The organism is Paraburkholderia bannensis NBRC 103871 (assembly GCF_000685015.1).
Lineage (GTDB): Bacteria > Pseudomonadota > Gammaproteobacteria > Burkholderiales > Burkholderiaceae > Paraburkholderia > Paraburkholderia bannensis.
This window is the reverse complement of the sequence record NZ_BAYA01000017.1, coordinates 77116-91520: the sequence shown is the minus strand read 5'-3', so window position 1 is coordinate 91520 and position 14405 is coordinate 77116. Positions and strand designations below refer to the sequence as shown.

Sequence of the window (14405 nt, the reverse complement as noted above, 5' to 3'; positions counted from 1 at the left end):
GACTGCGCTTACTGATCGCTGTAATGCGACTGATACGGCATGACCGGCATGTCGAGCGACTTCGTCTGCGGCGCGAAGCTGAAGCGCAGGTACAGGCCCGCGACCCACTGGCGGTAGCTCGACGAATTGTTCGCGCCTACCGACGCGCCGCCGGTCAGATGATTGCTGAAGCGGTACTCGGCCGTCGCCAGCAGGTTGTAGCCGATGCCGGTCGAGGACTGCGCGGGATGAATCGCGCCGTCGGTCAGGCCGAGCGTCGAAGCCGCCGTGACCGCGGCCGACTGCAACGCGCTGTCGGTCGGGAAATACGGCGCTGCCGACTGCCGGAAATACTGCAGGCCCGCCGACCCTTGCAGCTTGTACGTCCAGCGATCCGAGCGCTGCGCCCACGTAATCGGCACGGTGAACGCGTAGTAGCGCTGCGGGCTGAAATAGCCGCCGTTGCCGTACGTGAAGTTGTTCTCGTTGTGACGATAGAACTCGCCGCTCAGGTTCATGCCCGCCGTCAGCATGCTGTTGGTGTTGCGGATCAGGTACCAGTAGGTGCCCGCGCCGACTTCCGCGCCCTCGTTCGACTGCACGTTGTGGCCGTCCAGGTACTTCACCGAGCCGTAGCCGTAGAAGCCGTATTGCTGGTTGTCCACGCCCAGCGCGCCATGCACGCCGGTGGCCGTCACGCCGCCCCAGCTCAGGCCCGAGCGCGCGTCGCTCGTGCCCGCAAACGACGTGATGCTGTCGGTCACGGCGCGGCGCGACACGCCCACGTTGAACCAGCTGCCCTGCTTCGCGCTGATGGCGCTCTTGAACGACACGCCGCCGACGATATTGGTGTACTGGAAGCCCAGCGGCGTCGTGCCGATATCGGCGGCCCAGTTGCGCGTCTCGTAGCCAAGTCCGAGGCCGACGCCGCGCGCCGTCTGCGAAGCCGGCGCGGAGACCTTGCCGTCCTGCTGCGCGAGCGCCGCCGACGGGCCGCCGCCGAACTGGCTGCTGCTGTAGATATCGGTGCCGAGCGTGCCGCTCTGGAGCTCCACCGGCGTCACGCGCACGGAGAGCTTGCCGTCGCCCGCGGGCAGGATGACTTCGGTGGGCATCTGCACGCCGGTCAGTTGCGACGTGCCGCCCGCGCTGTTGTTGGTCGTGACGAACAAGCCGCTGCGCACTTCCGGCGAGCGTTCGGCGCGAATGTCGTCGAGCTGCTGGCGCATGTCGTCGAGCGAAGTGCCGCCGTCATCGGGCTGGTTCGCGGCGATATCGTCCTGCGATGCCGGTGCGCCGATCGGCGTGCCCGCCACCGAGGGCAGCGACGTGGAACGCGCCGACGAGCGATCGCGCGCGGGTGCCGACGACGCCACGGCCAGCGACGATGCGGCAGCGCCGCTCCCCACATCGGTGGACGACGTCGCGTTCGCGGCAAGCGTATCGCCAGAGGTTGCCGCACTCCCGGCACTCGCACCCGCCGCCAGACGCGTTTCACGCACGCGCTTGCGACGCTCCTCGTCCTCGTGCACGAACGGATTGCCCGCGACGTGGCCGCCCTGCGCCTGCACACCCATGCGCTTTTCTTTCTCTGCGATCGCCGTTTCCAGCAGCGACTGCGCCTCGCGCGTCTTGCCCTGCATCACGTAGATGCGCGCGGCCGAGGCCAGCACGTCGGGATCGTTCGGCGCCCTGGCGATGGCCTGCTTCAACGCGGCATCAGCGACCTTGCCGTTGCCCGCCTGCACCGCCGCCATCGCCACGCCCAGTTGCAGGCCCGGGTTGTCCGGATCGTTCGACAGCGCCTTCTGGTAGAGCGCGAGCGCCTTGTCGTACTGCCCGTCGGCGGCATACATGCGCGCGAGCGCGGCGTTCGCGAGGCTGTCGTTCGGGCGCTTCGCCAGCACCGGCGCGAGCGTGTCGTAAGCCTGCGCGAGATCGCCCTGCTGGCGCTGCTGCTCGGCGAGGCGCACGGCGTAGAGATAGCTCAGGTCGTCGAGCTGGCGGCGTTGATCGGCGGTCAGCGTCTGCGTCTGCAGTTCTCGCATCACGTCCTGCGCTTGCACGTTCTGGCCGGTCTTGAGCAACAGGCCCGCGTAGGCCAGCTGGATGTCGGGGCCCGCGCCCTTCACGCCGCCGGGCATCAGCGCGTGCATCAGGCTCATCGCGCGCGGCAGGTTGCCCGCATCGACATACGCAGAGGCCAGCGCGCTCACGCGCGCCGGATCCTTGCCCGCCGACGACTCCAGACGCGCGAGCATGTTGCGCGCGTCGTCCAGGTTGCCGTCGTGCGCCAGTTGCGAGGCCTGCGCGGTCGCGGCCTGGAAGTCGATCTGCTGGGCCGTCGCGACCATGTTGGGCGTGCGCGCGGCCGTGGGAATGCGCGCCATCGTGTCCTGCGCGCGCGTCCACTCGCCCATCTGCATCGCCAGCAAGGCGCTGGCGTACAGCGCATCGGGGTTGTCCGGGTTCGATTCGAGCAGGCCGTCAACAAGCTCGCGCGCCTGGTCGGCGTGGCCTTGCTTCAGCTCGTAGCGCGCCAGTTCCAGGCGCAGCCACGGATTGTCGGGATCGGCGCGCTGGGCGTCTTCGAGGATGCGCTGCGCCGCCGCCAGGTCGCCGCGCTGCTCGGCGGCGTCGGCGCGGCCCGAGGCCACGGCGGCGCGCAGGCGATCCAGCCCGCCGATGCCGGCTTGCTGCTCGGGCGTCATGCTGTCGACCCACTTCTGGGCCTCATCGGCGCGGCCCGTTTCGGCGAGGATATCGACGAGGCCGCTCACGGCTTCGCGGTTGTTCGGGTGACCCGCAAGCACCTCGCGATAGCCCTGCTCGGCGCGCTTGAGGTCGCCTTGCTGCGCGTACAGACGCGCCGATGCGTTGCGCCCGCCCGGCTCCGCCGGATCCATGCGCATCGCCTGATCGAGGTCGCGCCGCGCGGCGGTGTAGTCGCCCACGCTTTGCGCGCCTTCGGCCTGGTTCACCAGCAGCCAGTAACGCGCCGACGCCAGCGCGCGGCTCCAGTTCGCGCCCGCCCCGGGGCGCGACGCCGCGCGCGACAGCAGCGTCTGCGCCTGCGCGAGATCGCCCTGTTGCATGCGCACCAGACCCAGGCCGCCGAGCGCATCGGTGTCGTTGGGCTTGTCGCGCAGCACGGCGCTGAACTGCTGTTCGGCGGTGGTGACGTCGCCCGCCTTGAAGGCCGCGAAGCCGCGCGTCAGGCGCGGATCCATGACCGGCACGGGCGGCGCGTTGCCGTTGGCCGTCGCAGAACGCGGCGAGAGCATCTGATGGCGGATTTCATCGTCATCGGGATGCAGCTTCAGGTAGTCCTCGAACCACGACCTGTTCTTTGCCGTGGGCGTCACCCACGTCAGCACCGAGCGCCACGCTTCCGTGGCCGCGCCGCCAATATCCGCCCGCGTGGCGAGCTTTTCCAGCAGGGCCACGCCCGCCGCGCGGTCGCGCTCGTCGCGCACCTGATGCTGCGCGAGCGCCAGCATCGTGTACGGATCGTTGGGCGTTTCGGTGTTCAGGCGCTCCAGGCCCTGAATGCCCTGGTCGGTGCCGCCTTCGGTGTAGCCCAGGTAGGTGTAGTACTCGCGCGCCACCGCGCCTTGCGGCGGCTTGCCGCCCAGCGCCTTGTTGTATTGCGCGATGGCCGCGCCCAGCGCCTTCATGTCGTTCTGGTTGACGGCGTCCTGCGCCATCTGCCGCGCCTTGGCGAGCGTGGACTTGCCCGGCTCGACGGCGAGCCGCAGATCCTGTTCGAGCAGCGGCACGAAACGGCTGTCCGGCGCGGCGGCGCGCAACCGCGCCAGATAGTCGTTGGCGACCGAAAACTGCTTCTTGCCGATGGCGACCGCCGCCATCCCGTAGAGTCCTTCGGGCTGCTTCGGATCGGTCAGCAGCAGCTTCTGCCACGACTGCGCGGCGAGATCGGGCTTGTCGTGCGCCTGCCAATAGCGGCCCTGTTCCAGCAGCATTCTGGAAGTGGCGTCCTGCGCCCACACGGGATGGCTCGCCGTGGTGAGCAACAATCCCAGAAGGCAGGCGTGGCTGCGGCTGACTGACATGGACTTTCCCGATCCCTGATTGGTTAGTTAGTTTTGTTCGTGATGCGCCTGGGCCTGCTGCGCGGCTTCTTGCTGCGCCTTCTCGCGCTGGGCAAGCGCTGCTGCGCGCAGGCGAGCCTGGGCCTGCTCGTCGCGGCGCGCCTGGCGGCGGCGCAGGAAGCTGAAGCCGCCCGCCGCGATCGCCACGAGCGCCATCACGCCCAGCACCTTGAGCAGCCACGCGAGCGACAGCCCGAACGACGACAGCCACCAGTCGAGCCCGCGCCAGATGCCCAGGCTGCCGACGTAGTAGGTGTGCTCGCCCACGAGCGAATCGACTTCCTGGCCGCGGATCGACACGAGGCTGCCCTGGATCGGCTGCTTGTCGTAGTTCGGCACGCCCAGCAGCGCGGAGACCGCATCCTTGAGGCCTTCAGGCTGGTTGCTGACCATCATGACGACGCTGCGGCCCTTCTCCATCGGCGACTCGAAACCCGCCAGCACGGCGCTCACGCCAGGCCCCGTCCAGGCCAGCGACAGGCGGCCCGGCTCGGCGTCCAGGCGCGGGTTCGAATGGAACCAGCCGCGCACGCGGCCCGGCAGATCCGAAATCGAGAACTGCGCGCTCTGGTCGTAGGCCGCGGGCATGTACTGCGCCCAGCCCTTGAGCCACGCCTGGTCGGCGCCCGAGGCGATCACCAGCAGATCCTTGCCCGCAGGCATCGCGTCGATGCGCTGGCCGCGCAGCACCGTCACGCCGCTCGCCGGATAGCCGGTGGAGTCGCCCATGCGGCCCATCACGGACAGGTAGGTGCTGTACTCCTGCACGCCTGCGTTCGCGCCCAGCACGACGTCGGTGCCGGACAGGTCGGCCATGCGCGTGAACGGGAAACCGGCCTGCGCAAAGGCGGCGAGGTTCGGCATCGCCATGTAGTGCGGATACCCCGACAGGTCGATCGTCGATTCCGGATCGATCGCGCCGCGCACGTTGTCGATGATGATGTCGCGGCACTCGCCCTGCTTGATGTAGTCGTACATGTAGCGGAACTGGAGCTGCGTGTTGGGCTGAAGCAGCGTCTCCAGCGGCACTTCCAGCTTCGCCTGACGCGGCAGGCTGCTATCGGGCAGCACTTCGGCGCGCAGCTTTTCGGAGCCTTCCAGGCGCTCCAGCGGCAGCAGCGCAATCGACTTCATGAACTGGTCGCTCACGCTGAACAGCAGCGACGAATTCACCATGTACGGCTGCGGCGTGTAGCGGTAATGCAGGTCGATCGGCACGTTGCGCGCATGCCAGCCGAACAGGTCGGGCGGCACGCGCGTGTTGATGCGGATGAGGTCGGGGCTGTAGCCCGACACGCCCAGTTGCTTCGCATCGACGAGTTCGCCGAACGACACCGGACGGTCGGTGCGCAGCCAGCGCGGCGCATCGTAAGGCTTGCGCGGCGCGAGATCGGCGAAATGCGTGATGAGCGCGCTCGGGCCCGACAGCGTCTGGCTGCCCGCGACCAGCGCGTCGGCGGCCTGCTTGAGTTCCTTGCCGTCGCGGCCCATGACGAGCAGCAGCTTGCCGTTGGGATCGTTAGGATTGGCGACGATGGCCAGCGTCGGGCCTTGCAGCGGCGCACCGGCGAGCGTCGCCTGATCCGCGCTTTCGACCATCACGATGGCGTTGCCCTGCGCGGGCACGGTCGACAGCGACACCGGGAAGTCCGCGCCGCGATAGTTAGCGAGCGCGCCGAACCACGACGACACCGCGCCCGCCGCTTCCAGCGCGGCTGCGTCGGGGTTGCCCGCGAACACGAACGGCAGGTTCAGGCGACGGATATCGTGGGTGTCGAAGAACGGCTGCGGCAGGCGCGCGAGGTCGTTGCCCTGGGGCAGCGGCTGGGTGTCGATGCTCAGCGTGCTTTCGTTGCTGATGTTGGCCCACAGGCTCGAATGCAGCGGGTCTTCGCACTGCGTCGTGTAGTGGCCAATCAGTTGCAGACGCAACTTGCTGTTCGAGGTGAACAGATACGGCGGCAGCGCGATCGTGCGTTGCAGGCTCTGGCCACCGGTTTCCTTGGGCACCGCAATCGACGCCGCGACCTGGTCGTTGACCAGCACGTTGATGTGCGAGAGATCGGCCAGCAGCGCGGGCGAATAGGCGTAGCGCAGGTTCAGGCGCGCACCGCTCACGACCTGGTCGTCGCGCACGCCCACCGGCAGCGTGTTGCTGCCATCGACGCCGCGCAGGTTGAGCGCGTATTGCGCGCCCAGTTGCTGCAACGTGTAGGTGACGGTCGTGACGGGGCCGGTCGGGGCCGGGGCCGCTGCGGGCGCGTTCGCGTCGGGCTGCGCCGCAGCCGGGCTCGCCGCGGTATTCGCAGCGGCGGGCTTTGCGCTCGCCGCTGCCTGAGCGGCCTGCGCCAAAGGCGTCGCGACAAAAACACAGCCCAGCAGCAGCGCCGGCCATACGGGCTGCACGGTCATGCGACGCGCGAGGCGTGCCCGGGAGATGTCAGGCCGTCTTTTAAACATGAGAACCTCGTCGTCCTTCTTCACGTTGCGATGTCTGGGGAATGTCCAGGTCCAGCCGGTTCAGCGCGCGCCGATGCAGCAGCACCCCGCCGAGCAGGCCGATGAGCACGACGCTGCCAAGCGTCGCCACGAGCAGCAGCACGATGTGGCTCGCGAAGAACCACTGCACCGAAAGCCGCAACGGCAAATTGCCGATGAAATAACTTTGATCCGTATTCAGCGTGGTCAGCACGCCGCCGTGCGCGATCACGAGCGAGCCGTTGATGGTGTCGCCCACGCGATAACGGCGCGCCTGCAGCACGCTCACGACCGCGTCGAGACCGCCTGGCGTATTGCCCGCGACCACGACCACGCTGCGCCCGCGCGCAAGCGGCGACTGAAAGCCGGCCACCATGCCGTCGTGATCGTCGCTGCGATAGAGCGCGGCGATCTGCGCGTCGTGGCGCGCCTGCGCCTGGCCGCCGGTCAGCTTGTCCCACCACGCGGCCAAGCCGTGGCCCGTGTGCGTATCCGGCCCGAAGAAGCCGCGCGGCAGGTCGTCGTGCCAGGCCTTGAGCAAGGGCTGGTTGTCGCCCGAGGCCAGCACGAGCAGATCCTTGCGGCGCAGCGCATCGACCTGGTCAGGACTTGCCACCGTCACGCCCAGCACCGGATAACCGGTCGCCTGGCCCATGCTGGCCATCAGCGTCAGGTACGCGGAGTAATCGTCGGCGACCGGCTGCGCGGGCAGGATCACCGCGCTTTGCGCCAGGTCGGCCAGGCGCGTGAACGGGAAGCCCGCGTCGCTGAAGGCGCGCAGGTCTGGCATCGCGGCGTAATGCGGCAGGTGCGAAATATCGATCGTCGAAGTCGGGTCGATCGCGCTCATGAGCGGGCCGCCCGGCAAGTCCTGCCAGTTGTCCTTCGACTTGACCGCTTCGTACTGGTAGTCGAATTGCAGCGTCGTCAGCGGCGGCAGCAGGTACGGCGGAATGTGCATGACGGCGTGGCCGTCGGAAGCGTCGCCGGGCAGCCCCAGCGTCGCGACCGGCGTGTTGCCCGCCAGCACGCGCAGCGCCGACTGCGTCGATTCCGGACGCCCCGTATAGCGATAGTGCAGATCGAGCACCGCGCCGTCGCTGTCGAAGCCGAACAGGCCTGGCGGCAGGCGCAGGTCGACGTCGATGGCGCCGGGGCGGAAGCCCTGCACCGTAAAACGGTCGGCGGGCAACAGTTCGCCCAGCTCCACCGGACGGTCGCTGGGCAGCCAGTTCGGCGCGTCGAAGGGCTTGCGCGGCGCGACGTTGACCGGCCCGTCGATGCGCACCTGCGCGCCGGACAGCGTCTTCGCGCCAACCACCAGCGCCTTCGCGGCCACGCGAATCTGCGCGTCGTCGCGCCCCGCGATCAGCAGCAGCTTGCCGCTGGGATCGTTGGGATTGGCGACGATGGCGAGGGTCGGGCCATCGGTTGCGGGCGCGGATGCGGACAGGCCCAGACCCGGCAACTCGTCGCGCGCCGCCAGCACGACGCCATTGCCGTGCGCGGGCAGCGCGCCCAGGCTCGCGCCGAAATGCGAGCCGCGATAGCCCGCCTGCGCGCCGAGCCACGACGTCACAATGCCCGCCGATTCCAGGCGGTCGGCGCGCGGCGCGCGCGGCAGCACCACGGGCAGGTCGACGCGGCGCACGTCGCGCGCATCGAAAAACGGCGCGGGCAGGCGCGAGAGGTCGCTCGCGGTGCTGGTCGGCGCAACGGTCAGTTCGAGCGCGCTGTTTGGCCCGGCGTTGAGCCACAAGTCGGGGCTCTGCGGGTCGTTGCCCTGGTCGCTCGCCTTGCTATGGGCGATCAACTCCAGGTTCAGGTGATTGAATTCCTTGAGCACCGAGACCGGCAGGTCGACCGTCGTCGTGATCGACGCGTTGGGCGCGGGTTCGGGCAGCGCAATCGTTGCGCCCACCACGCTGTTGAGCAGCACGTTCAGGTGCGAGAGCGCGGGCAGCAGCTTCGGCGAATAACGGTAGTCGAGCACAAGACGCGCGCTGACCACGCGCTCGTCCTGGCGCAAGCCGAAATCCATGCCGCCATAGGCGTCCACGCCCTGCAAGGTCAGGCTCTGGCCAGCGTTGTCGCGCAGCAGCGGAATGCGGTAGGTGTAGGCGTTCGCTGCATCGGGTTGGGCCGGCGCGGTGGCGGCGACCGCCTGCGAAGCGGACTGAGAAGCAGGCTGAGAAGCAGGCTGAGAAACAGGCTGAGAAACAGGCTGAGAAACAGGCTGAGAAACAGGCTGAGAAACAGGCTGAGAAACAGGCAGAGCAGCGGCCGAAGGCGCGTCCTCAGCCAGCGCCACATTCGCCCCGAGCGCGAACACGGCCAGCACGGCGCCCAGTACCGGCGCCAGCACGGGCGCGAACCGGCGCGTGCGCGTCAAGGCGCGCAAAGTCGACAGATGGACGGGACTCACGATTGCTTCGATCCCATCTCGCTGGAAGGCGTCCCGGCTGCACGGTTCAGGCGCTCGCGCCCGCCCAGCAGCATGTGCTTGAACAGATCCTTCAGGCCGCGCATGCCCACGCCCAGCACCTCGAACAGGCTGCGCAGCGGCCGGTCTGGACGATAGCGGCCCCACGACGCGATCCAGCTGTCGGCGCGCGAGAACGTCACGCGCATGAGATCGCGCTCCTGGTCGATGGTCAGCGCCGGGAAGCTCACGCCCACGGTGCGGCCACGCACGACCTGGACTTCGGCGGGAAACTTGCCTTCGTAGTCGTCGCGGAACACCGACACCAGGATGCGCTCGCCGCGCTGGGGCATGGCCGCATCCTCGGGCAGCAACAGGCCCAGGCCGCCCTGCGAATAGTCGCTGGTATGACAGGCAATCTGGCGGCCGTCGGCCAGGCGCACGGCGGCGGGCAACTCGATCTGTACGCGCGGCGTGAGGCGCAACTGGCGCGACTCGGTCGCGACACCCGCGGCGGCGCTGAGGTTCATGACGTTGTAGATCACCCAGACCAGGTTGAACACGATACTCATGGCTTCCGGCCAGCCCGGGCTGCGCACGAGACCAACGATGCCGACCACGAAGCCCGCCAGGTTGATGAGCAGCAGGCCGATATACGGCCGCGCCATCGCCCAGTCGAGGAACGACTGGCGGATCACGCCGCCCTTGGACGTCACGTTGAAGCCCTTGCTGCCGGGGAAAAACACCGCCTGGAGCGCGGGCACGACGACGTACCACGCGAGCACCGTTTCGTAGACCTCGCTCCAGAAGGAATGGCGAAAGCGCCCCTGGATGCGCGACGCGCCCACGCTCGAAATCACGAGGTGAGGCACCGCATAGGCGAGCACCATCAGCGCCGAGGCGTGAAAGACGTGCGCGCCGAAGAACAGGTACGCCATCGGCGTAATCAGGAACACGAGGCGCGGCAAGCCGAAGAAGAAGTGCATCATCGCGCTCAGGTAGCAGAGCCGCTGCGGCACCGACAGCCCCTTGATCAGGAGCGGATTGAACTGGCGGAAAATCTCGGCCATGCCGCGCGCCCAGCGGATGCGCTGGCCGACGTGGCGGCCCAGGCTTTCGGTGGCGAGGCCCGCGGCCTGCGGAATCGCCAGGTACGCGGTGTTGTAGCCCTTCATGCTCATCTTGAGCGCGGTCAGCGCGTCTTCCGTGACGCTCTCGGTGGCGACGCCGCCGACTTCGTCGAGCGCCGAACGGCGCAGCACCGCACACGAGCCGCAGAAGAACGCGGCGTTCCAGAGGTCGTTGCCGTTTTGCAGGACGCCATAGAACAGGTCGCCTTCGTTGGGCACCTTGCGGAAGGTTTCGAGGTTGCGCTCGAACGGATCCGGCGAATAGAACACGTGCGGCGTCTGCACCATCGCCATCTTCGGATCTTTCAGGAACCAGCCCATGCAGATCTGCAGGAACGAGCGCGTGGTGACGTGGTCGCAGTCGAACACCGCGACGAATTCGCCGTCGGTCTTCGCGAGCGCCGCGTTGAGGTTGCCCGCCTTGGCGTGCTTGTTGTCGGGGCGCGTCAGGTACTCCACGCCCGCCTGCTCGCAGAACTCGCGGAACTCGGGACGGCGGCCGTCGTCGAGCAGGTAGACGCGCAGCTTGTCGGCGGGCCAGTCGAGCAGCGTCGCGGCCAGCACCGACTGGCGCACCACGTCGAGCGGCTCGTTATAGGTGGGAATGAACACGTCGACCGTGGGCCATGCCGAACTATCGGCAGGCAACGGCGCGGGACGGCGATGCAGCGGCCAGAGCGTCTGGAAGTAGCTGCACAGCAGCATCAGCACGGCGTAGCACTCGGCGGCCAGCAGCAGGTAGCCGAACACGCGGTCGAGCGGGCTGGTGAAATCGAGTGTCTGCGTCACGCGCCAGTAGAGATAGCGCATCGACATGAACACCGACAGCGCCACCAGCGACACCGTGAGCACGCGCCCCTGGATGCGGCTCAGGAGCAGCGCCACGCCCATGCACAGGATCGCGAACACCCATTGCTGCGAGAGCGCCAGGTGAACGGTCAGCGTGGAGACGAACAGCGCCACGGCCGCCAGCGTCACGACGAGGCGCACCCAGCCCTGCGCCAGCAGCGCCGTGCCCGTGTTCAACAGCGTGTCGTCCCAGTCGCCCGCATCGTCGGTCTGGCCCGTTGCGTTGGGGAGCCGTGGCGCGTTCTGCGGCTGCGGCTGCGTCGATTGCGACTTGCGTTTCATGAATGCCATAGCGGTTTCCCTTAGCGCGTCCTGATCCAGAGCACGATCAGCAGCACCAGCACCGCAAACAGCAGCACGGCCATCAACCGATACACGCCAGCTTTGCGCGATCGCTGCGCGGTTTGTCGATCCGGGCGGCGGTCTTCGTCGCCGAGCACCACGGTCGTTGGGGTTTGCGGTTCTTGCCGCTCTTGCGTCGTTTGCGCTTGCGGCTCTGCTTGCTGCTCTGCTTGCGGGCGGCGCGACGGCAAAAGCTGCAGCACCCGGTCGGCGCACTCCATGAGATCCTGGTGGCCCGCGCTGTCCTGCGACGACTCGACGACGGTCTGCCCGTGCGCCAGCGCTTCGCTCACCGCGCGGTCGGCGCGCACGCGGCCCAGCACACGCTGGCCGAGCACGCCTTCGATCAACTGCAACGCTTCGCGCGACAGGCGGCTGGCCACATCGACCTGATTGACGATGCAAACGGGTTCGACACTGCCGGGACGCGCGCGGTGATGACGGCGGATCAGGTTGTCGATCTGCGGCAAGGTCGCGTAAGACGCGGCATCGGCAAGCACGACGGAGATCACCAGATCGGCTGCGGCCAGCACCTGGCGCAACGTGTTCGACACGCCAGGCGGCGTGTCCAGAATCACCACGGCGTCGTCGGGCAGGTTCAGGCTGTGCAGTTGCGTCGCGAGCCAGTGCGGATCGTCGGCGATGCGGCGCTCCAGCGTCGGCAGGTCGGTTTCATTGATCTGACCAAATGGCAATACACGTACGCCCGAAGCGGCGCGCGTGCAGGCATCGCTCCACGCCGTGCCGGCCACGCTCGCGCGCGACAGGCCGCCGATGTCCTGCGGCGTGCCGCCCAGATGCAGATGCAGCGCGTTTTGCGGATCGAGGTCGACGGCCAGCACCGTGCGCGCGTGACGGCTCAGCGCGACGGCCAGATTGGCGGCTATCGTGCTTTTGCCCACGCCGCCCTTGGCGGAAACAATGGCGACGACGATCATGACTTCCCGCGCGGCGCAGCGTCGGCGCGCGGCTCGTTGCGCTCCATCAGGCGCGCAAACACGCTGCTGAGCGCGGCGGCCTGCGGCGCGGCAACGGGTGCCGGAGCGGTTTCAATCGCGGGCGTCGTGAGCGCTTCAGCAGCGACGGCGGGCTGAGCCACGGGCTGAGCCTCGGGTTCTACCTGGGCTTCTGCCGCGACTTCAACAGTGTCTTCAATCGCGCAAGCGGGCGGCTCTTGAGCAGCAGGCAAGACCGGCGGCGGCTCGTCCGTCACGGCGGCAATCGACCATGCGATCAGCGGCTGCGCGTTGTCGGCTTCGACGTCCTGCTGGTCGGGATCGGGCTGAGCATCGGCGTGCGCAGACCAACGCCCACGCGCTCCTTGCATTTGTTCCGCCCTCTCCACCTCCTGGTACTGCGCTGGACTTCCGCCTGCTACCTCGAAAAGTTTCGCAATATCCGAAGCACCGCTCATGCGCTAACCCCGTCGAATTCGTTGTGCTGTCCACCAATGCGCGTCATGCGCATATGCACAAGTCGCTGCTCGCTATCTGCCTGATTACTTGCCGAAAAGAAAAACCATCGTTCCCGATGCATCGGCGGGCCCTGCCGTGGTCATCCGCAACTGCGAATCGGCGCCAAGCTGGTACATCCAGGTCTCGTAGGCCCCTTCGAGAAACGCCCCGGCCCACGCCAGCCGCTCCTGCCCGAACGCCGCCTTGAGCGGCGCGTGGTAGTGCGTGAGCACGAGCCAGTCCTGCGCTTCGCGGATCTCCACCACACCCCAGTCCATGCCGCTCCAGACCCGGTTCATCGCGTCCTGCATGCCGGCGACGGTGCCCGCGTCCGCCAGCGCGTATTGACGGGCGAACTCGCCGCCCGCGCTACGCGTGAGCTGGGTGAGAAGCCTGGGCGTCAGGTGTTGCGTCAGCTCCTGCGAAAAGAACGACAGGAACGGTTGCCATTGCGGCGCTGGCATGGAATTCATGGGTTTATCGATGCGCCCTTGCGGGCGGCGCACTTTGCGACTGCGGAACTTGGAAAACGGCCTGGAGCACCACTTGGGCAGTGACCGGCGGCGTGCGCAATGATCACAAACGTGGCGCGCGCCGGATTATACTTTTTATTCATCCGGTTTTTATTTTTAAATTTGTACGGAAGCGAACAATCTGTCACTCGTACGCGACAAATTAATCAGGGAAAACGTTTGCGAGTTAAAGGGGGCATGTCGAAAGTATCGACGCCGTAACGCATTGTCATATTCATCAGACGAGTAACCGGGTTTGTGCGGGTTGTGTGTCCCTCTTGCGCCGCTCTTGCGTCCCTATTGCGCCCGCCCTTGGCCCGGCGAAGACTCCGTCAAGGCGCAGCAGCCGTGGCGGCAAAGTCCACGTCGAAGATCGTGCTGCCAGACTCTGCGTGACGCGGGACGACGGGCGGCGCAGCAGGGGTCTGCGCCACGGCGGGCGCGGCTTCCAGCACCGGTTCAGCCGTGTCGTGCTGCCATTGCCCGGCGTCCAGTTCGCCGTCCCAGAGTGGGCCGTGAACGTCCAGGTCGAGCGCGTGCGCCACGTCGGCCTCCAGCAGTTCAGCGCAGATCGCCTGCGCGATGGCCAGTCTTGCAAGATCTTCCGCACGTACGTGCGCAAACGTTGCGTCGTGCGCTCTCGGCACCAGCAGCGAAAACGGCTTCTGCGCAGAGCCGATTCGAATAAACGTCACACTGACACCCTGCAGCACGATCACGCTGTAACGCGACGGTTCGTTTCCACACCCCGGGAAACGAAACATGTATTCGGTCGCTTTCATTTTTTATTGTGGCCTTCTCTACCCGCGACGCGCGCGGGCATGAGGCCAATCTGATTTATGTTTTATGAGCATTGCGCCTGCGCGCACAAAAAAGGCCGCCGCATGTGGTGACGCGGCAGCCCTCGTACGCGCAGTTTTCCGGCACCGGACGCATGGCCGATTGCCGCCGGAACCAGCACTGGAACCTGTTAAAACACTGAAACTTCAATAAAAAATCCTAGCATAGGATGGACTGCTTATCACAGCACGCAAATATGAATTTTCGGATCATTTGTTTATATATTGGGAGCAAACGTTTGCAGATTTAATTGCGTGGATGGCAAAACGGATCAGCGGAAAATTACT

8 protein-coding genes are annotated in these 14405 nt (G+C 67.0%); all 8 read right to left on the bottom strand.

Going from position 1 to position 14405, the window contains the following annotated elements; translation table 11 throughout:
- Positions 1 to 8 precede the first annotated feature (8 nt).
- Positions 9 to 4052: a cellulose synthase subunit BcsC-related outer membrane protein gene (locus BBA01S_RS24770; protein ID WP_042297847.1), complete on the bottom strand. Its 4044-nt coding sequence runs from the start codon at positions 4050 to 4052 to the stop codon at positions 9 to 11.
- 27 nt (positions 4053 to 4079) lie between these two features.
- Complete coding sequence (gene bcsB, locus BBA01S_RS42630; RefSeq protein ID WP_042297846.1) at positions 4080 to 6503, bottom strand: cellulose biosynthesis cyclic di-GMP-binding regulatory protein BcsB; 2424 nt, start codon at positions 6501 to 6503, stop codon at positions 4080 to 4082.
- Between the two features lie 40 nt (positions 6504 to 6543).
- On the bottom strand, positions 6544 to 8994 hold the full coding sequence (locus BBA01S_RS42625) for a cellulose biosynthesis cyclic di-GMP-binding regulatory protein BcsB (RefSeq protein WP_052391874.1): 2451 nt from the start codon (positions 8992 to 8994) through the stop codon (positions 6544 to 6546).
- Positions 8991 to 11261 (bottom strand): UDP-forming cellulose synthase catalytic subunit, encoded by a 2271-nt coding sequence (bcsA, locus tag BBA01S_RS42620; protein WP_245641572.1) that lies wholly within the window; start codon positions 11259 to 11261, stop codon positions 8991 to 8993. Before bcsA ends, BBA01S_RS42625 begins: the two co-directional genes overlap by 4 nt.
- Positions 11262 to 11272: 11 nt before the next feature.
- Complete coding sequence (gene bcsQ / locus BBA01S_RS42615; RefSeq protein WP_063750566.1) at positions 11273 to 12250, bottom strand: cellulose biosynthesis protein BcsQ; 978 nt, start codon at positions 12248 to 12250, stop codon at positions 11273 to 11275.
- The gene (gene bcsR, locus BBA01S_RS24745) at positions 12247 to 12726 is read right to left on the bottom strand and encodes a BcsR/BcsP family cellulose biosynthesis protein (RefSeq protein ID WP_027818791.1); all 480 of its coding nucleotides are present in this window, start codon (positions 12724 to 12726) and stop codon (positions 12247 to 12249) included. Before bcsR ends, bcsQ begins: the two co-directional genes overlap by 4 nt.
- A gap of 84 nt (positions 12727 to 12810) precedes the next feature.
- A complete protein-coding gene (gene bcsD, locus BBA01S_RS24740; protein WP_042297844.1) occupies positions 12811 to 13239 on the bottom strand; it encodes a cellulose biosynthesis protein BcsD in 429 nt (142 codons plus the stop codon).
- A 371-nt stretch (positions 13240 to 13610) separates the two neighbouring features.
- A complete protein-coding gene (locus BBA01S_RS24735; RefSeq protein WP_027818789.1) occupies positions 13611 to 14060 on the bottom strand; it encodes a hypothetical protein in 450 nt (149 codons plus the stop codon).
- Between the last annotated feature and the right edge of the window lie 345 nt (positions 14061 to 14405).